This window comes from Shewanella sp. SP2S2-4 (assembly GCF_031932025.1).
Lineage (GTDB): Bacteria > Pseudomonadota > Gammaproteobacteria > Enterobacterales > Shewanellaceae > Shewanella > Shewanella baltica.
Genome location: NZ_JAUOER010000001.1, coordinates 35,078 through 53,702, shown reverse-complemented (window position 1 = coordinate 53,702; position 18,625 = coordinate 35,078). Strand labels below are relative to the sequence as shown.

Here is an 18,625-nt window from a genome sequence, read left to right as displayed (position 1 = left end):
ACTGCTCGTCCTATCCTCCTTGGATGCTCCATAACGCCCCTAACGGAGTTGAAAGCCCCTTGTGCTCATTGTCAAATTTGCTATCGCTTCCGAAGGATGCGTCCCTGCACCTGCGAAAGCTAGCTTGCCATCCATGGCAAGACTCACGCAATTTGTCTATTCGCCCTGCGGCAACTCCGAGGGGATGGTGTATTCCTTAGATTCTGGTGTTATTGGTAAATCATTAAGGCATAAAAGTTATAGATTTTTAATTTTTTCGGTATTGCTCCCTATTCGTTGTTGATACTCTGTATCAGCATCCACTTTATCTTGTTCTGCTTGCTGTAAACGTTTAACTGCACTCTTACTGCCATAATACGAGCGGTCTTTATATTGTTTTTTTGCGATAGTCCTAGCATCTTTGTCTTGTTGCAAATCGCAAGAAAAGTGACTCTCATCAAGCCAATATAAAGCTTGCCTCTTACCGTTATATTCACTTTGCTCTGAGTGTATAAACCAGTACTGGTAACACTCTCCTGTTAGTTTTTGTAGATAGCCTCTAAAGCCACCACCAAGCAAATTACAAAGATGATCTCTAGCATGCTTGTTGCCATCAGATAGAATTAAAAGTAATTCATAAACCGGACTTCCGGTATTTGGTAGTGCGGCTTCAGGAGCGGTAAATAGTAAATTATTCATACTATTACCGAGAGGGAGTGAGCAGAGTAACATGCTGTTTGATTCGTTTTGTTGTTTTAGGAACTCAGATTCAAATTCACGATCTTCACAGGTATCCGTGTGCTGCTTAATTGAATTTTGAGAGTAAAGCTGCCTACTTTTTCTTCCTATCTTGAGAGTGGACTCAGATCTGGTTATTGATGTCGGATGCATTGTTTTGCGTGTTATTGGGTGTTTTTTATTAGCCATGTCAGTTCCTCTTTGGTTCACTGACCTCTTATTATTCACATATAGCTTTTTTGTTCAAAAACAAATAAACGGCTTATTTGTTATTCTAATAAAGAAATAATGGCTTTTTTTATGATTTCTTCTGCAGTGAGCCTTTGGTTAGATTGCTTTAAAACGACCTCCTTAGCTTTTGAGCTGGGGTATCCAAGTGAGATTAGGGCATGAATGGCATCATTTTGAGTTTCTTTAAAATCGATTATCGATTTTAACTCATTTAAGTATTGCTTCTTCCACCTATAATAAGAGGTAATAAAGCTTTCTATATTAGCTTCAGTAAAATCAACTATCGGGCAGTCAGTTTCATTTTGTTCACATTTTCGTAGATAATCCAGAGCAAAATCCTGAAGATTAAATGAGGTACTAGATTTTATTGCGAACTGTTTATTGTGCTCTACTTGATAGTGAAACTCTTTAAAGTTTGAGCTACGGGCTTTTCTCATCGAATAATTACCCGCTCTTTTAACCTGTCGCCCAAAAAACACCTCCTCTAACGATAATTTTCCCTCAGCTATCAAGTATAAGCTAAAGCATTTTGCTAGCATCATCATTACTTCTGGAGGAGGGTAGCTGCCATAGCTAATATCTTGAAGAAATATTTCTAAAGGATTGCCTTGTCTAAAGTGTTTTTTATATGGAATTCTCCATTCTTCACGTTCTGCTATTTTATTGTATTGTTTTTCAAGAGTTTCAATTTCATTTAGCCCGATGGTTCTATCACTAGTATCAAAATCTTTCCCTCTATATTCTGGAGTAACTGATGATAAATTAGTTAGTTTTTCGGAAAGTAACTCTGTAGTTGGCTCTTGAATTCTTTCATACATATTATTTAACCAATCAAATGTATTGAATAAATTAGGCTCAACTTCTGAATCATTTATCAATTGGAGTATTGTCGATTCTTCAATTAAACTTTCACTTTCAGCCCAATCTAAGTCTTCATGACGTGAATTATCTATATCATTCATTTTTTAACCTATATGCTTTTGATTTTATAAAGCCAACCTGCTTAATGGTATAGCTAAGATAGAACGCCTGTTGTGAATATTAAGGAAAAATTTTAAAAATAAATTTCGGACACAGAAATGCTTTAAATATTTATAGTCATAGACTCTGTTTATAAAGATAGATAATTGAGCGTGAGCCATCAATTATGAGCAATGGCTCTTTTGATAGGTGTACTGGCCTAATCCATCATTTTTGCGTCACATTCCGGTACGCTTGTCACAGGTGTCAACGTTTTGAGGAGTACAAAACGTAACAGGTGTGTAGATTGTTTCTTCATACTTTTGTTTTGTGACAATTTTATAAAGCGTCAAAATTGCCTGTCTTCCCATTTCATATGGATTTTGACCTACATTGACATGAGCAAGACCATCTTTCAGCATCGTTAACTGCTCTGGTGACGTATCAGTAATAATGATGACGATTTCTTTGTTGTTAATTTTTTCTTTGTATGGAGTAATCATTTCACGATAGATCGCATCATTATTTTGTGCCCAACCACCAACGGCGATAAAAGAGTCTGCCTTCACAGGCTTACCTTTCATTACTGATTCCATTTGTTTTACGGCTTGACTAAGTTGATCAAAGTTAAAAAAAGGTTCTCTAACTTCTGTCCAGCCAAAGTCGCCATTAAGTAATTCCCCTGGCGGAGTATCGTATTTTTGCCCTGATAAGGCGGAACGTACACCCATAAGTCTTAAATTCAGATTGGGGGAATCTGGCCGCCCAGAATGCATTATCAACGTTCCGCCATTTGGCCGTAGCTTTTTTAACTGTTCACCCAATGACTTACCCAGTTCAAAATTGTCAGTGCCTATATAAGCTAGGCGTAAATTCTTAGGTTCTTCTTTGATAGAAGCATCAAAATCAGAGTCATAGGTAACAATTGGTATTCCGGCTTCTTTTGCTCTTTTTAGGCTATTTTCAACGAGGTATTTAGATTGTGTAACCGCGACCGCGATACCATCGATACCTTCATCAATCAGTTGATTTATTACCTGATCTTGCAATCTAACACTGCTTATTTCGGGTCCTCGATATATACATTCCACGCCTTCAATTTGTGCTGCAGCATCTATACAGCCCGTTTTGCTTTGATCAAAAAAAACACTATAAAATTTTGGCACTACGGCAAATTTCAGTTCTTTTCCATAGACTGATGATATTAGTAATTGGCTTAATGCAATGAACAACAAAAATAATCTCACCACACTTCCTCCTAAAAAATAATCAGACAGCAACTTAAAGCTTTACAACAGAATGTAGCAAAAGAATGGATTTAAAGACATGAGATGCAACGGTGTTATTGAACATTATTTATCTGAATCAGTAATTCACCATATTACGCTTAGAACGTAATAAAAAAATCGGACAGGCATGAGTTTTATGCCTTAATAATTTGCCGATGAGCACAAGGAGCTTTCGACTCTGCAGTGGGGCGGCAAGGGAGATCCAAGAGCGGGATTGCTGTTGATCCCCTCTTGGTCGATTCTCTAATAAAAATCAGGGGCTAAGCACCACGACATTGATTTTGATTTAAAAATTCAAACGAAGTTTGGAAATTGGGTATGCGTGAGCCATCAATTATAATCAATGGCTCTTTTGAGAGGTTACTCTTCTGGAACAGTAAATGCGGCTTCTACTTTCTCTAACTCTTGCTCGGTTTTAAGCTGAAACGCTTGCTGCTTTTTAAGCTTGGCTTCTTCTTCAAGTGCGGCTTCTCTTTGTTTAAATTCGTGTCTCTCTGGTTTAGTCAGAAACTTAAACGCGAGTTTGTTGCCCAGTACGTAGGCGACCACGTCTTCGCCTTTTGTGCGGCGTTCATCGACGCGTTGTGAAAAACGGGCGTTATCGCGGGCTTTACGTTCTTCGGCATTTAACTTACTCATAATCTGTTCTCCTCATTTAGTTAATCACGGTAGTGTTCCACTACGCTCAGTTAAACAAATGAGTTGTGTTGCACATTCATAAAGCTGATTGGGCGGGATTCTACCATAAGCGCTCACGAAAGCTGTGGGATTAAAATCTACCATCCCATCACCTGCGTTAACTTTGCGCACATAAGAAAGATGCGGCTAGAGTCTCTTTTAAGATACACCACGAACACCGAAGCGACCGGAATTAGCCTATTCCTGCGAACTGGCCGTTAGACATGGACCTTGTCGGCAAGGGAGATCCAAGAGGGGATTACAGTTGAGCCCTCTTGGTCGACTCTTGATTTAACATCAGGGGGTGAAGCCCCACGACCTTGATGTCGATTCTGATTTGATATTCGGTTTAGAAATTCAAACGAAGTTTAAAACTAGACTTTCTTAACGGCGTAACGTAAATGCCGTAGCAGTATTGTTGCAAACAGTACCGTGGTAAAGAGTACCGTCGCAAACTGTACCAAGGCTTGCGTAAAAGCCGAAACAACATTGGTATTCACTGCCAACTCTCAGTAAACTTTCGCTCCCATGTTTTGATCCGGTGCTGTGATGACCTTTCCCGAGCTTTCTTCTTCCCCTGAGTCGTTAACTTTTGCTGAGCTTGGCTTAAATTCGGCGTTACTTAAGGCTTTGCCTGCAAGTCTTAAACATCCGACAAAGGTGCAGCAATTGGCGATTCCGGCCATTCTTGCGGGACGGGATTTGTTAGCCTTAGCACAAACCGGTAGCGGGAAAACCTTAGCTTTTGGTTTGCCACTTCTACAACAACTTTTGTTGCAACAGCAAACACAGTTGCAGGGCACTAAGTCTGTACAGCCTCCAAATGCACTGGCGTTAGTGCTGGTGCCTACACGGGAATTAGCGCTGCAAGTGACTGAGGCGCTGCAAACCGTGGCTGGTCAATTATCGACTCCGTTGAACATTCAGCTTCTGTGTGGCGGGGTCGCATTGGAAGACCAATTGGCCGAACTCACTGCCAAGCCGCAGGTGTTAGTGGCAACCCCTGGGCGTTTACTGGATTTATGTAAACAATCTCACATCAGCCTCGATTCGATAAAACATCTAGTACTGGATGAAGCTGACCGCCTGCTAGAAATGGGGTTTTGGCCCGATGTGCAAAAGCTGATGGCGTTTATGCCTAAGTTTAAGCAAACCTCGTTGTTTTCTGCCACCTTGCCCGAGGCTTTGGATACATTGGCGGGCAAGCTACTGGTGAATAAGCCGCTGCGGGTCGAAGCCCACAAAGTGAATTCTGTAGCTGGTGAAATCGAAGAACAGCTCTATTTAGTCAATAAGGGTAGTAAAGCACAGGCATTGATTGCACTGTTAAAACAATATCAATGGCCGCAGGTGCTGGTGTTTATCAGCGCCCGTGATGATGCCGATGCCGTCGCTAAACGGCTCGCCAAAGCGGGGATGAAAGTCGCCGCGCTGCACGGTGAAAAAGATCAAACCGTGCGCAGCCAAACCTTGGCCGACTTTAAAGCCAATCGCATTCAAGTATTAGTGGCGACAGACTTAATGGCGCGTGGCATTCATGTTGATGCCTTGCCTGTCGTTATCAATTTGGATTTGCCCATGAGTGCGCCTGTGTACGTGCACCGCATTGGCCGCACCGCCCGCGCTGGCGAAAAAGGGTTAGCGATTTCCCTCGTGTGCCACGGTGAAATGGCAACGTTAACGGCAATTCGCAGCTTAACCGCGCGGGAGTTACCGCTGGCATTATTGGCTGACTTTCCAGTAACCGATAAGCCGAGTGAAAATACCACAGATGGCGCCGCAGATAGCAAGGTTGAGCGTAAGCGACCACCGCGGGATAAACAGGCGAATCGCCGTAGCATTAATAAGCACAGCGCCAAAGCGTTTAAAGGTAAGCGCTGAGTTTGAAGCTATCCATAGCGTTCAAGCTTGGCGTGCCTCAATCACTAAACTGATAACAGAATAAAGCGCATTGGCCGCTGTTATCACTTTCGCTCTGGGTGTAACTTAGTGACTTATTTACATTAAGGGTTTCAGTTATGGCATCGACATTGGCGTTAAGCAAAGCACTTCATAAAGTGGTGAATAACGGTTTAACGACTGAGCACTTTGTACTTAGGCCATTCCAGCGAGCGGATCTTGAGGCCTTTACCGCCTATCGAGCCGACCCTAAGGTCGCCAAATATCAAAGCTGGACGGATTACTCTTATAGCGATGCTGTCGCGTTGTTCGAGAAGATGGATTATGCACAATTTGGTGCGGTTGATACTTGGTTTCAGCTTGCGATTGTTACTGGCGCGTTGGGAACAACACCGACCCAATTAGTTGGCGATCTGGCGCTGCACTTTATTGATGAGCAGCAGGTGGAAATTGGCTTTACGATTGCGCCTGAACATCAAGGTAAACATATTGCTTTTGAGGCCGTCAGCGCATTGCTGGATTACCTCTTTATTGAATTGCATCAGCATAGAGTCATTGCTATCACCGATGCACAAAATCTTGCCTGCTGTCGCTTACTCGAAAAACTCCGCTTTAGGCGCGAAGCCCATTATGTGAAAAACATCTTCTTTAAAGGCGCGTGGGGCGATGAGTTCCTTTATGCCTTGTTAAAGGAGGAGTACTAATTTTATGCTAAGCAGTATGGATACTACGGGGTGTGCTAAGTGTTGCTCAGTTTGAAGGTTTATCAATGCAGTAAAATATGAGTATCCTACTGTCTATCATAATAGTAGTTTGTAATGGCTTCAGTGTTCCGTTTGAGTGTAGTGGTCAACTAAATTTGGCCACAGCTTTAGAATCTTCCCAAAATCTTCGCTCTGATTCATTTGGGCTCAATCCTGCATTGTAATGATGTGGCCTGACTTCACTGTAATAACCAATGATATAATCGGTCACATCTTGTTTAGCTTCAGTAAAACTTTTGTAGCCTTGTATTGGGATCCATTCCGTTTTTAAACTCCTGAAAAACCGCTCCATTGGTGCATTATCCCAGCAGTTACCGCGACGACTCATGCTCTGGATTATTTGATATTTCCACAGCCGCTGACGGTATTTAAGGCTGGTATAATGGCTACCTTGATCTGAATGAAATATCAGGTTTTTTGGCTCTCCTCGTGATTCAAATGCCATTTCTAACGCCTTCACCGTTAACTCAGTATCCGGTGAAAGTGACATCGACCAACCGATCGCTTTTCTCGAAAATAAGTCCAGCACAACCGCTAAATAACACCAACGATTACCCGCCCAAATATACGTCACATCACCACACCAAATGGTGTTAGGTTCGACAACTGCAAATTGTCGTTTGAGTGCATTAGGGATAGTCACATGCTCATTTTCAGCCTTTTTATAGCGGTGTTTGAGGTGTTGGCAACTCACTAGTCCAAGCTTTTTCATTAACCGAGTAGCCTGATAACGACTTAACGCAAAGCCACGTTCAGAGGCGATAGTCGCAATACTCCTAGCCCCCGCAGACTCCCGACTTTCAGCATGTATTGCTTTGATTTCACATTCTAAAAGCCGCTGCTCAGGTGTCGCCACAACTTCACGGCTCACCCAATAGCGATAGCTACTCCGGTTCACATTAAATACATGGCATAACACTGAAATAGGATATTTTTTGCTCTGATTGAGTTTCTCGATTATCGAGAAGTGTTCAGCGAGTCCGACATCAATAGAGCCGTAGCCTTTTTTAAGATTTCTTTCTCGAGATTTATCCGCTCAATTTCACGTTTAAGTGCCCTGATTTCAATTTGTTCTGGTGTCATTGGTGAGGCTTTCGGAGCATGCCCTTGGCGCTCAACTTGAAGCTGTGTTACCCACTTACTGACCGTCGATTTACCCACGTTCATAGCTTTTGCCGCTGCTTCTTGCGTGTAGCCTTGATCAACGACTAATTGAGCTGTTTCAAGCTTAATGGCGGCGCTATATCGTGCACGTTTACTTTTATTCATGTTGTCACCTAAATAGGTTATGAGGGGATCATAACATTTCTTATTAGATGGCCAAATTCAGTGTGCCACTACAGAGGATGTTTCTGTATCTAGCGACCGATAATGAATAAGAGCCCTTATGACCCCGAATAAAGTAAAGAGGTCATAAGGAATGGGTGATACTTAACTCTAAATATGTTGTTTACCTATCCCGTCTATAGGTGAAAGTAGTTTAGTGCAAATTGGGCGTGATTCTATCGCTCAATTTCGATCCCTACTACAAATGATGATTCTGTACGATACCAGCCGTTGCCATCAGGGGTTCGTCCGTTGAATTTGGATTCCAGTAGGGAACGACCATCTTTAGATACGGTCAATATTCCATTGTCCTCTGAATCATTAAAGTTTAGCGTTAGTTCAGAGCCATTTTGAATATAACTGCCAGAGGCACTCACCGGAGTATTGTCATTCCTAACTGTTACTTTACCTGTATTCACCACTTCGCCTTCGTTTTCGGTTCCTGTTAGGATAAAAGTATTGTCTGCTAAGAGTGTCAAAGTATAATTCTGGTTTAAATTTCCTGCTGTCATCGAACTGTAATGAAGTTCCATATTCGGGAAGGTTTTGCCTCGATTTAAAATGCCAATCTGAGATAGGTGATAACTACGCCCCGCAACGCTGCTACTCATACTTGATTCTAATGCTTCGATTCTTGCTAATAATTCGTCAATTTGAGTGCTGTTCTCATTTACCCCTGATGCCAATGTACTAAAGTTGGCATTCATCTGCGCGGCCACAATATTGCTACCTGCGGTGAAAGTGTTTGGAACTGTCGTTTCGGCCTGTGCTATTGCGGTTAATGAGACTAGACCGATAATGAGCATTGATTTTTTAAACATGTTAATTTCCTTTTTAAAGTTTATAGCAAATTGGGTTCAACTCATTATTTAAAGGTTGAACCGTCATCCCATTTTGATATGTCAAAAATGCCTGTTGTGATTACTTGGCAGCGATCGCCTGTACCATTTTGATCAATATCTTTTTGGTCAGGGTTAGCGACTAAAGGGCAATTATCCGTCGGGTCTTCTATGCCATCGTTGTCGTCATCGGTATCAGCATTGTTCCCAATACCGTCATTGTCGGTATCGAGGGTTTCGAGGGGATCGAACGGGAAGGCATCTTCTGCGTCTAGCACGCCGTCATTATCATCATCGGGATCGGCATTATTGCCAATGCCGTCAATATCCGTATCAAGGGTTTCGAGGGGATCGAGCGGGAAGGCATCTTCTGCGTCTAACACGCCGTCATTATCATCATCGGGATCGGCATTATTGCCAATGCTGTCAATATCTGTATCAAGGGTTTCGAGGGGATCGAGCGGGAAGGCATCTTCTGCGTCTAGCACGCCGTCATTATCATCATCGGGATCGGCATTATTGCCAATGCCGTCAATATCCGTATCAAGGGTTTCGAGGGGATCGAGCGGGAAGGCATCTTCTGCATCTAGCACACTGTCATTATCATCATCGGGATCGGCATTATTGCCAATGCCGTCAATATCCGTATCAAGGGTTTCGAGTGGATCGAGCGGGAAGGCATCTTCTATATCTAGCACGCCATCATTATCATCATCGGTATCAGCATTGTTCCCCATGCCGTCATTGTCGGTATCTAAATCCTCCCCAGGGTTTTTGGGAAATGCATCATATCTGTCTGCAACACCGTCGCCATCAATATCCGAGTTAACTCTAGCCGCTACAGGAGTGACGTTAATTGAACCATCTTGCAGAGCCGATACATTGGCCGATGTACCTGTTATGGTGATTTCAGACGCTAGAATATTTTCGATATCAGTTACAGCGATATCTGTGCTAGGAATTTTGAGTGTGCTGGGATCAACCATAATGACGCTGACAATATCGACAACGTCAGAAAATGCAGCTATAGCCTGATCACCATTTTGGCCGTTGATTTCTCCATCGGATAAATCGAGTGCTATGGCTGACATAGCATCATCACTCGTGAGTACGCTACTATTATTGTTCGCGAGTGCATTCGCTTGAATATTGAGGATTACTGCACTGAGTGCTTCTATAGCGGTTCGATAGGCAGCGACTTGGGTTAAAGCATTACTCGTAGTTTGACTATTGGTGACCAGTGGTGCGGTAGAAAAAATATCGATATCATCGAGTAAGCCAAACCCTAAAGCCGATTTAACCTGGCTTGCCGCGATGGGGAGTGCCGCTAACAATTCTGCTTCACTGATGACACCATCGATATTACCTGAATACAGGGCATCGCTCTTATCTGCGTTTGTTATCGCTAAATCGACTGCAACACTGGTAAAAGGGGTTGCAAAAATTACTTGCCCTGCAGCGAACATACTCGGTGTTACAACTGTTTTTAGCTGGGTAATTACAGGTGATAAACCTGTTGTTATATCGGTGGTATCTGTATCTGCGATAATTTCCAATAACACCGATGTTAATTGTTGTGTCGGAAGTGCTAAATCCACTATTTGTGCGCTACTATCTGTTGCTCCTTCATCAATGAGTGTTCCCTTTAAATTTGGGCTAGAGGTGTTCATCAAATAGGCAAGAACCTTAGCGCCAGCTATGGGCCCCTTTACGCCACTGCCAGATAAACTTATGGTGCTTGGCGGTTGGGGAACGGGTGTCGTGTTATCTGAGTCACTCCCGCAACCCATCACTATGGTTATGCTGGAAAGAACGATAGCTGCAGTTATATTATTAAGTTTGTACATGCTTACTCCCTGTTATACCTCTAATTTGCCGCATCTGTGTTTTTGCCCTATCGATTAACCAAAAGATGGGCAATTTACTGAGAAGTTGATGTGACTTATCGAGTTTTAGTTGGTATTGAAATGCAACTTTTTGGCTAACAATCTCATCGGATGTGGTCTTTATCGAAAGCAAGCATCCACTGTTGGGGACCTTGATCTATCCGTCTAGAGAGAAACAATCAGAGCTTTTACTTTAAATAATCACCGATAGGTGAGCAGTCATGTTTTCTCAATTTCTCTTCAGTGAAATATAAATGCCTATGCTTGAAATTGTATTTGAAATGATTTGAATCTTTTTGAAATCCATTATAATCAATGTATTAGCATGTTCTGTGGTTCGGGGTTTTGAGTTGGGTTTGAGGGTGTCTAGTTCAAGAACCTCTTAATTAAGGTGATGTAAAGGGATAAATAATACTGCTATTGACACATATGTGCAGGAGAGCAATGGCCGCGAGTCATATATGACTTGCTCAGTGTTAATAGCTATTTCTGGTAAATATCAGCCAATGGCTTTTGAAGTGATTAAGTATCACAGTTAGTGTTGCTAGAACTCATTGGATACACAATCCAGACACAGGGTGATGGTACAACAGATCGCCCAAACTCCGAGCCTCAATGCTGGATGGTGACTTGTATGTCCCATTGACCAGCAGGTTTTACTCTTGGTGTAGAATATGAAGCCAAGCAGGACGCTCAATCCCATTTGGCTTATCTTGTCTATATCAGTAAAATCTTTCCATTAGTTGAGCCCGTGTTGGCTCAAAGAACTTCACGCCCGTCAGGGGATGTAAGGAATGCCAGATGAAATCAATGCGTTTAGGCTTAGTAGGTTTGGCGGTCGTGCTCGGATTATCGGCCTGCGCGACCACGCAATCGCCAACGGGGCGGGGGCAGACCTTGCTCTTTTCAGCGGCGCAGATGCAGCAGATGGGTGATGCTTCTTTTGAGGAAATGAAAAAGCAGCAAAAGGTGAGTAGCGATAAAAAGCTGACGCAATACGTGAATTGTGTCGCTAATCGGGTTACTGCAGTGCTGCCGGATCAAACCCAGCGCTGGGATGTCGTCTTGTTTGACTCTGAACAAGTTAACGCCTTTGCACTGCCGGGTGGCCATATTGGTGTGTATAGCGGTTTACTTAAGGTTGCCGATGGTCCTGATCAGCTTGCTACTGTGCTCGGTCATGAAGTGGCGCACGTGTTGGCGCAACATGGTAACGAGCAGGTTTCTCGCGGACAGTTAACGGGCGTCGGTATGCAAATAGCCGATGCGGCGTTGGGGGCGAGTGGCGTGTCGAATCGCGACTTATATATGTCGGCGTTAGGACTCGGTGCTCAGGTTGGGGTGATTCTGCCCTTTGGTCGCGCTCAAGAGAGCGAAGCCGATGTGATGGGCTTAGAGCTGATGGCGAGAGCCGGTTTCGATCCGGCGCAAAGTGTGACCTTATGGCAGAACATGTCGAAGGTGGGCGGCAGTCAAGGGCCAGAATTATTATCGACTCATCCATCGAACAGTAATCGCATCGCTCAGTTGCAACAACTGCAAGGGCAGATGCAGCCACTCTATGCCAGTGCGAAAACCCAAGTGAAGAATCAATGTGTGGCGCCGAAATAAGCTGCACGCTGCATAGCGAAGTGCCACTTAGCTGAGTGTTAGCGGTTGTTTTCTGGCCGATATGCGTCCTTAGCCTATTTACGCTTTTGGATAAATACGCAATAAGTGTGTAAAAAAGCCGCCTTAGTTAAATAAGCAGTCAGTTTATCAGCATAGGTCGCGGAACTATGGTAAACTGGCGCGCAAAATTCCACTGATAAATTGAGAGTCGTTAATTATGTCTGATAAATTCAGTACTGTTGAACAGCAAGCAAGCTACGGTGTAGGCCGTCAAATGGGTGAGCAACTGGCCGCCAATTCTTTTGATGGTGTGGATATTCCAGCCGTTCAAGCGGGTTTAGCCGATGCGTTTGCCGGTTTAGAAAGTGCTGTGTCTATGCAAGATCTTCAAGTTGCGTTCACTGAAATTAGCGGTCGTATTCAAGCTGCTCAAGAGCAAGCTGCTGCAGCTGCGTCTGCTGAAGGCGATGCCTTCTTAGCTGAAAATGCTAAGCGTGATGGCGTGACTGTGACTGACTCTGGTCTGCAGTTCGAAGTATTAGTCCAAGGTGACGGTGCTACTCCAACTTACGAAGATACAGTGCGTACTCACTACCATGGTTCTTTCATCAATGGTGATGTGTTCGATAGCTCTGTAGTTCGTGGTCAACCAGCTGAGTTCCCAGTATCTGGCGTTATCGCTGGCTGGACTGAAGCACTGCAACTGATGCCAGTAGGCACTAAGTTGAAATTATTTGTGCCACATCACTTAGCCTACGGTGAGCGCGGCGCGGGGGCATCAATTCCTCCTTATTCAACTTTGGTATTCGAAGTTGAATTATTAGATATCATCTAATATTGATAAAACGCCTAAGCCTGTCTTAGGCGTTTTCTTATGGAAGACAAAGAAAGATTGAGGAGATTGAAATGAGTGGACAAGTGAGAGTGGCAATCGTCGGTGCCGGTGGTCGTATGGGACGCACTCTTATTGAAGCGGCTTACAATCACGACCATATATTGCTGGGTGCCGCTATTGAGCGCGCTGGCTCTAGTTTAGTGGGCGTGGATGCGGGTGAGCTAGCTGGTGTGGGTAAATTAAAGGTCATGATCATGGATTCGCTGGATTACGCGACCGATGATTTTGATGTGTTAATTGATTTCACTGCGCCAGACGCCAGTATTGTCCATTTAGATTGGTGTGTGCGCCATAAGAAAGCCATGGTGATTGGCACAACCGGTTTCAATCATGCTCAAAAAGAACAGATTAATGCCTTTGCCGAGCAAACGCCGGTAGTGATGGCGCCGAATATGTCTGTGGGTGTCAACCTGATGTGGAAATTGCTCGAACTGGCTGCCGAAGTCATGGGTGATTACACCGATATCGAAATTATCGAAGGTCACCACAGACACAAAAAAGATGCGCCGTCGGGTACAGCCCTGAAAATGGGTGAAGTGATTGCTAAGACCTTAGGTCGTGATCTTGAGAAATGTGCCGTGTATGGCCGCGAAGGGATCACGGGTGAACGTGATCGTGAAACCATAGGTTTTGCGACCATTCGTGCTGGTGACTTAGTCGGTGAACATACGGCCATGTTTGCCGATATCGGTGAGCGTTTAGAGATCACCCATAAAGCCTCGAGTCGTATGACCTTTGCTAACGGCGCTATGCGTGCCGCCCACTGGCTCGTGGAGCAAAAACCGGGCTTGTATGATATGCAGCAGGTTTTAGGTTTGCATTAATATTAAAAACGCCGATATGGCGTTTTTTTTTGCACCCAGATACCAATGGGTGGACGGTTTCGCGTTTTTCCTGTAAACTCGCTGGAATTTGTCAAAATTTCGTAAATTAGCGGAAATTGGTATCTTAACATAACATAAAAACATTATATTTCAGTGGCTTGGCTCTTTATGGAGGTCGCGTTGACAAAGTCTGCCTTACTCGTACTCGAAGATGGAACTGTATTCTCTGGCACAGCAATTGGTGCCGATGGTCTCTCTGTTGGTGAAGTTGTTTTTAACACTTCCATGACAGGTTACCAAGAAATTTTAACTGATCCATCCTACTCACGCCAGATTGTAACATTAACCTACCCACACATAGGCAACACTGGTACCAATGATGAAGATGTTGAATCCGATGGGGTTCACGCTTGTGGTCTTATCATTCGTGATCTTCCGCTCATCGCAAGTAGTTTCCGTAATCAACAAAGCTTAAGTGATTATCTCAAAGCGAACAATGTCGTTGGCATAGCAGATATCGATACCCGCAAGTTAACTCGTATTCTCCGTGAAAAAGGTGCTCAAGCCGGTTGTATTATGGCTGGTGCAGACTTAGACGAAGCAAAAGCGCTCGCCGCTGCCAAAGCCTTCCCCGGTTTAAAAGGCATGGATCTCGCTAAAGAAGTCACAACTAAAGCAGCCTATCCATGGCGCAAAGGTAGCTGGCGTTTAGTGGGCGGTTTACCTGCAGATACGCCAGCAAATGAGCTTAAATACAAAGTAGTAGCCTACGACTACGGCGTTAAGCAAAACATTCTGCGTATGTTAGTGGACCGCGGTTGCGACGTCACTGTTGTACCAGCTAAAACCTCTGCCGCCGACGTGCTGGCGATGAATCCCGATGGTGTGTTCCTTTCGAACGGCCCTGGCGATCCAGAACCATGCGATTACGCGATTGAAGCGATTCAACAGATCCTGAAAACTGACACACCGATTTTTGGTATCTGTTTAGGTCATCAGTTGTTGGCTCTGGCCTCAGGTGCAAAAACCTTAAAGATGAAGTTTGGTCACCACGGTGCAAACCACCCAGTGAGCAACATCGAGAAAGGTAACGTGATGATCACCAGCCAAAACCACGGTTTTGCTGCCGATGAAACCACGCTACCCGCCAACATTAAGGTGACGCATAAGTCGCTGTTTGATGGTTCACTGCAAGGTATCCATCTTACGGACAAACCTGCGTTCAGCTTCCAAGGTCACCCTGAAGCGAGCCCAGGCCCGAACGATGCCGCCCCGCTGTTCGATCACTTTATCGAGCTTATTGAACACTATCGTCTTGTAACGAAAAGTCAGAACGCCAAGTAGTACGCTAGCTAGGAGAAGAGAGAAGCAATGCCAAAACGTACAGATATAAAGAGTATTCTTATCCTAGGCGCCGGCCCAATCGTGATTGGTCAGGCATGTGAATTTGACTATTCTGGCGCACAAGCGTGTAAAGCGCTGCGTGAAGAAGGCTACCGTGTCATTCTGGTGAACTCTAACCCTGCCACCATTATGACTGACCCAGAAATGGCCGATGCTACTTATATCGAGCCGATCCACTGGGAAGTGGTCCGTAATATTATTGCTAAAGAACGCCCTGATGCGATTCTGCCAACCATGGGCGGCCAAACCGCACTGAACTGCGCATTAGAACTCGAAGCTAAAGGCGTACTGAAAGAATTTAACGTCGAGATGATTGGCGCGACTGCCGATGCCATCGATAAAGCTGAAGACCGTAGCCGCTTTGATAAAGCGATGAAAAGTATCGGTCTTGACTGTCCACGTGCGGGTATTGCCCACAACATGGAAGAAGCTTACGGCGTACTCGATCAAGTGGGTTTCCCTTGTATTATCCGTCCATCCTTTACTATGGGTGGCTCGGGCGGCGGTATCGCCTACAACAAGGAAGAGTTCGAAGAGATCTGTTCACAGGGCTTAGAGTTATCGCCAACGAGTGAACTGCTGATCGACGAATCACTGATCGGTTGGAAAGAATATGAGATGGAAGTGGTACGTGACCGCAACGATAACTGCATTATCGTCTGCGCCATCGAAAACTTCGATCCTATGGGCGTGCACACTGGCGACTCTATTACCGTTGCGCCAGCACAAACCCTGACTGACAAAGAATACCAAATCATGCGTAACGCCTCTATGGCCGTACTGCGTGAGATTGGTGTTGAGACCGGCGGTTCGAACGTACAGTTTGGTATCAACCCGAAAGATGGCCGTATGGTTATCATCGAGATGAACCCACGTGTATCACGCTCTTCAGCATTAGCATCAAAAGCAACGGGTTTCCCGATTGCGAAAATCGCCGCTAAGTTAGCAGTTGGTTTCACCCTTGATGAGCTGATGAACGACATCACTGGCGGTCGCACGCCTGCGTCATTCGAACCTGCTATCGATTACGTTGTGACTAAAGTGCCACGCTTTAACTTTGAAAAGTTTGCTGGCGCCAATGATCGCTTAACCACACAGATGAAGTCTGTGGGTGAAGTGATGGCGATTGGCCGTACTTTCCAAGAGTCACTGCAAAAAGCCTTACGTGGTTTAGAAGTTAACCGTAACGGTTTAGACCCTATCACTGACATGTCTAAGCCTGAAGCGATGGCGCGTATTCGCCTTGAGCTTAAAGAGCCTGGCTGCGACCGTATTTGGTACATAGCCGATGCGATGCGTGCGGGGCTGAGCTTAGATGAAATCTTTAAGCTGACCAATATCGACCCTTGGTTCCTCGTACAAATCGAAGAACTGGTTCAGCTTGAAGGTGTTGTTGCTGACGCGGGTCTAGCGGGTCTGGATATCGACTTACTGCGTAAACTGAAACGTAAAGGTTTTGCTGATGCGCGTCTGGCCGATGTATTAGGCGTGAACGAAGCCGAAGTGCGTAAGCTGCGTGACAAGTTTGACCTGCACCCAGTCTACAAGCGTGTGGATACCTGTGCGGCTGAGTTTGCAACAGACACAGCTTACATGTACTCAACGTACGAAGAAGAATGTGAAGCTAACCCATCGACCCGTGACAAAATCATGGTGTTAGGTGGCGGGCCAAACCGTATCGGTCAAGGTATCGAGTTCGATTATTGCTGTGTACACGCGGCGTTAGCGCTACGTGAAGACGGTTATGAAACCATCATGGTGAACTGTAACCCTGAAACCGTTTCAACCGACTACGACACTTCAGACCGTCTGTACTTCGAACCCGTCACACTGGAAGACGTATTAGAAATCGTCCGTATCGAGAAGCCAAAAGGCGTTATCGTGCAGTACGGTGGTCAAACGCCATTGAAATTGGCCCGTGCCTTAGAAGCCGCTGGCGTACCTGTAATTGGTACTAGCCCAGATGCAATCGACCGCGCCGAAGACCGTGAGCGTTTCCAGCAAGCGATTCAACGCTTAGAGATGAAACAGCCTGAAAACGATACCGTGACTACGGTTGAAGGTGCTGTGATTGCCGCTGAGCGTATCGGTTATCCGTTAGTTGTGCGTCCATCCTATGTACTGGGCGGCCGCGCGATGGAAATTGTCTACGACAAGCAAGATTTGCTACGTTACTTCAACGAAGCCGTGAGCGTATCGAATGCGTCGCCTGTATTGCTCGATCGCTTCTTAGATGATGCGATTGAAGTGGATATCGATGCTGTGTGCGACGGTGAAATCGTGGTGATTGGCGCGATTATGGAGCATATCGAACAAGCGGGTGTTCACTCAGGTGACTCAGGTTGTTCGCTGCCGCCATACACGCTAAGCCAAGAAATCCAAGATCGCATGCGCGTTCAAGTCGGCAAGTTGGCGATGGAACTCGGTGTTGTCGGCCTGATGAACGTACAGTTTGCCGTGAAAGATAACGAAATCTATATGATTGAAGTTAACCCACGTGCTGCCCGTACTGTGCCATTTGTGTCTAAAGCAACAGGTGTGCCTTTAGCTAAGATTGCCGCGCGTGTGATGGCGGGTCAAAGCTTAACGTCGCAAAACTTCACTAAAGAAGTGATCCCACCTTTCTACTCAGTGAAAGAAGTGGTGTTGCCATTTAACAAGTTCCCGGGTGTTGACCCACTGTTAGGCCCAGAAATGCGCTCTACCGGTGAAGTCATGGGCGTGGGCGATACGTTCGCCGAAGCCTATGCCAAGGCGCAGTTAGGGGCCACTTCTGAAGTTCCTAAGTCGGGTCGTGCGTTATTGTCTGTGCGTAACAGCGATAAGAAACGCGTTGCCGATTTAGCGGCTAAGTTAATCGAGCTCGGTTACCAAATCGATGCCACTCACGGTACTGCGATTATCCTTGGCGAAGCGGGTATCAACCCACGTCTAGTGAACAAGGTACACGAAGGTCGTCCACACATTCTCGATCGCATCAAGAATGGTGAATACACTTATATCGTGAACACTACCGAAGGTCGCCAAGCGATTGAAGATTCTCGTCAATTGCGCCGCGGTGCACTGCGTTACAAAGTTAACTATACGACGACCATGAATGCTGCATTCGCCACATGTATGGCCCATGCCGCTGATGACCGTACTAACGTGACTTCAGTACAAGAACTGCATTTACGCGTACTGGCTAAATAAGCCACAGCGTTAATGCCGTGAATTAGAGGGCCGCATAACTTAGGTTATGCGGCCTTATTATTTAGGCCTGTGTCTGTTTTGCTCAATTCTTGAATTTGTTTTATTGAGTT

Annotated in this window: 15 protein-coding genes; 7 read left to right on the top strand and 8 right to left on the bottom strand. The window is 45.0% G+C overall.

The window, feature by feature from the left end; all coding sequences use genetic code 11:
- Nucleotides 1-237 precede the first annotated feature (237 nt).
- The 5 genes from Q4Q54_RS00320 to Q4Q54_RS00300 form a co-directional block, all read right to left on the bottom strand.
- Nucleotides 238-906 carry a hypothetical protein gene (locus Q4Q54_RS00320; RefSeq protein ID WP_311987128.1) on the bottom strand — a complete coding sequence of 223 codons (669 nt, stop codon included), beginning with the start codon at nt 904-906 and terminating at the stop codon, nt 238-240.
- A gap of 80 nt (nt 907-986) precedes the next feature.
- The gene (locus tag Q4Q54_RS00315) at nt 987-1,910 is read right to left on the bottom strand and encodes a RuvA C-terminal domain-containing protein (RefSeq protein ID WP_311987127.1); all 924 of its coding nucleotides are present in this window, start codon (nt 1,908-1,910) and stop codon (nt 987-989) included.
- Nucleotides 1,911-2,147: 237 nt separating this feature from the next.
- Nucleotides 2,148-3,158, bottom strand: a complete 1,011-nt coding sequence (locus Q4Q54_RS00310; RefSeq protein ID WP_311987125.1) for a sugar-binding protein — start codon at nt 3,156-3,158, stop codon at nt 2,148-2,150.
- A gap of 399 nt (nt 3,159-3,557) precedes the next feature.
- Nucleotides 3,558-3,836 carry a hypothetical protein gene (locus tag Q4Q54_RS00305; protein ID WP_028759454.1) on the bottom strand — a complete coding sequence of 93 codons (279 nt, stop codon included), beginning with the start codon at nt 3,834-3,836 and terminating at the stop codon, nt 3,558-3,560.
- Between the two features lie 413 nt (nt 3,837-4,249).
- Nucleotides 4,250-4,375, bottom strand: a complete 126-nt coding sequence (locus Q4Q54_RS00300; protein ID WP_311987123.1) for a hypothetical protein — start codon at nt 4,373-4,375, stop codon at nt 4,250-4,252.
- Between the two features lie 49 nt (nt 4,376-4,424).
- Between Q4Q54_RS00300 and Q4Q54_RS00295 the strand changes: the two genes are divergently transcribed.
- Both Q4Q54_RS00295 and Q4Q54_RS00290 read left to right on the top strand, forming a co-directional pair.
- A complete protein-coding gene (locus tag Q4Q54_RS00295; RefSeq protein ID WP_311987121.1) occupies nt 4,425-5,756 on the top strand; it encodes a DEAD/DEAH box helicase in 1,332 nt (443 codons plus the stop codon).
- 137 nt (nt 5,757-5,893) lie between these two features.
- The gene (locus tag Q4Q54_RS00290; protein ID WP_311987119.1) at nt 5,894-6,478 is read left to right on the top strand and encodes a GNAT family protein; all 585 of its coding nucleotides are present in this window, start codon (nt 5,894-5,896) and stop codon (nt 6,476-6,478) included.
- 145 nt (nt 6,479-6,623) lie between these two features.
- On the opposite strand, the gene Q4Q54_RS00285 is transcribed toward Q4Q54_RS00290, so the two are convergent.
- The 3 genes from Q4Q54_RS00285 to Q4Q54_RS00275 form a co-directional block, all read right to left on the bottom strand.
- A protein-coding gene (locus Q4Q54_RS00285) for an IS3 family transposase (protein ID WP_311987117.1) occupies nt 6,624-7,807 on the bottom strand; the annotation gives its coding sequence in 2 pieces (ribosomal slippage) (nt 6,624-7,552 and nt 7,552-7,807; 1,185 coding nt in all).
- Between the two features lie 233 nt (nt 7,808-8,040).
- On the bottom strand, nt 8,041-8,685 hold the full coding sequence (locus Q4Q54_RS00280) for a hypothetical protein (RefSeq protein WP_311987115.1): 645 nt from the start codon (nt 8,683-8,685) through the stop codon (nt 8,041-8,043).
- A gap of 44 nt (nt 8,686-8,729) precedes the next feature.
- Nucleotides 8,730-10,550 (bottom strand): thrombospondin type 3 repeat-containing protein, encoded by a 1,821-nt coding sequence (locus tag Q4Q54_RS00275; RefSeq protein WP_311987113.1) that lies wholly within the window; start codon nt 10,548-10,550, stop codon nt 8,730-8,732.
- A gap of 840 nt (nt 10,551-11,390) precedes the next feature.
- Between Q4Q54_RS00275 and Q4Q54_RS00270 the strand changes: the two genes are divergently transcribed.
- From Q4Q54_RS00270 to carB, 5 genes are all read left to right on the top strand, one after another.
- Complete coding sequence (locus Q4Q54_RS00270; RefSeq protein WP_006083908.1) at nt 11,391-12,200, top strand: M48 family metallopeptidase; 810 nt, start codon at nt 11,391-11,393, stop codon at nt 12,198-12,200.
- A gap of 217 nt (nt 12,201-12,417) precedes the next feature.
- Entirely contained in the window at nt 12,418-13,035 is a 618-nt protein-coding gene (locus Q4Q54_RS00265; RefSeq protein WP_006083907.1) for an FKBP-type peptidyl-prolyl cis-trans isomerase, read from the top strand.
- Nucleotides 13,036-13,106: 71 nt separating this feature from the next.
- Complete coding sequence (dapB, locus tag Q4Q54_RS00260) at nt 13,107-13,919, top strand: 4-hydroxy-tetrahydrodipicolinate reductase (protein WP_006082785.1); 813 nt, start codon at nt 13,107-13,109, stop codon at nt 13,917-13,919.
- Nucleotides 13,920-14,087: 168 nt separating this feature from the next.
- Nucleotides 14,088-15,263 carry a glutamine-hydrolyzing carbamoyl-phosphate synthase small subunit gene (gene carA, locus Q4Q54_RS00255; RefSeq protein ID WP_115334026.1) on the top strand — a complete coding sequence of 392 codons (1,176 nt, stop codon included), beginning with the start codon at nt 14,088-14,090 and terminating at the stop codon, nt 15,261-15,263.
- A 27-nt stretch (nt 15,264-15,290) separates the two neighbouring features.
- Entirely contained in the window at nt 15,291-18,515 is a 3,225-nt protein-coding gene (gene carB / locus Q4Q54_RS00250) for a carbamoyl-phosphate synthase large subunit (protein ID WP_012197570.1), read from the top strand.
- The last annotated feature ends 110 nt before the right edge of the window (nt 18,516-18,625 follow it).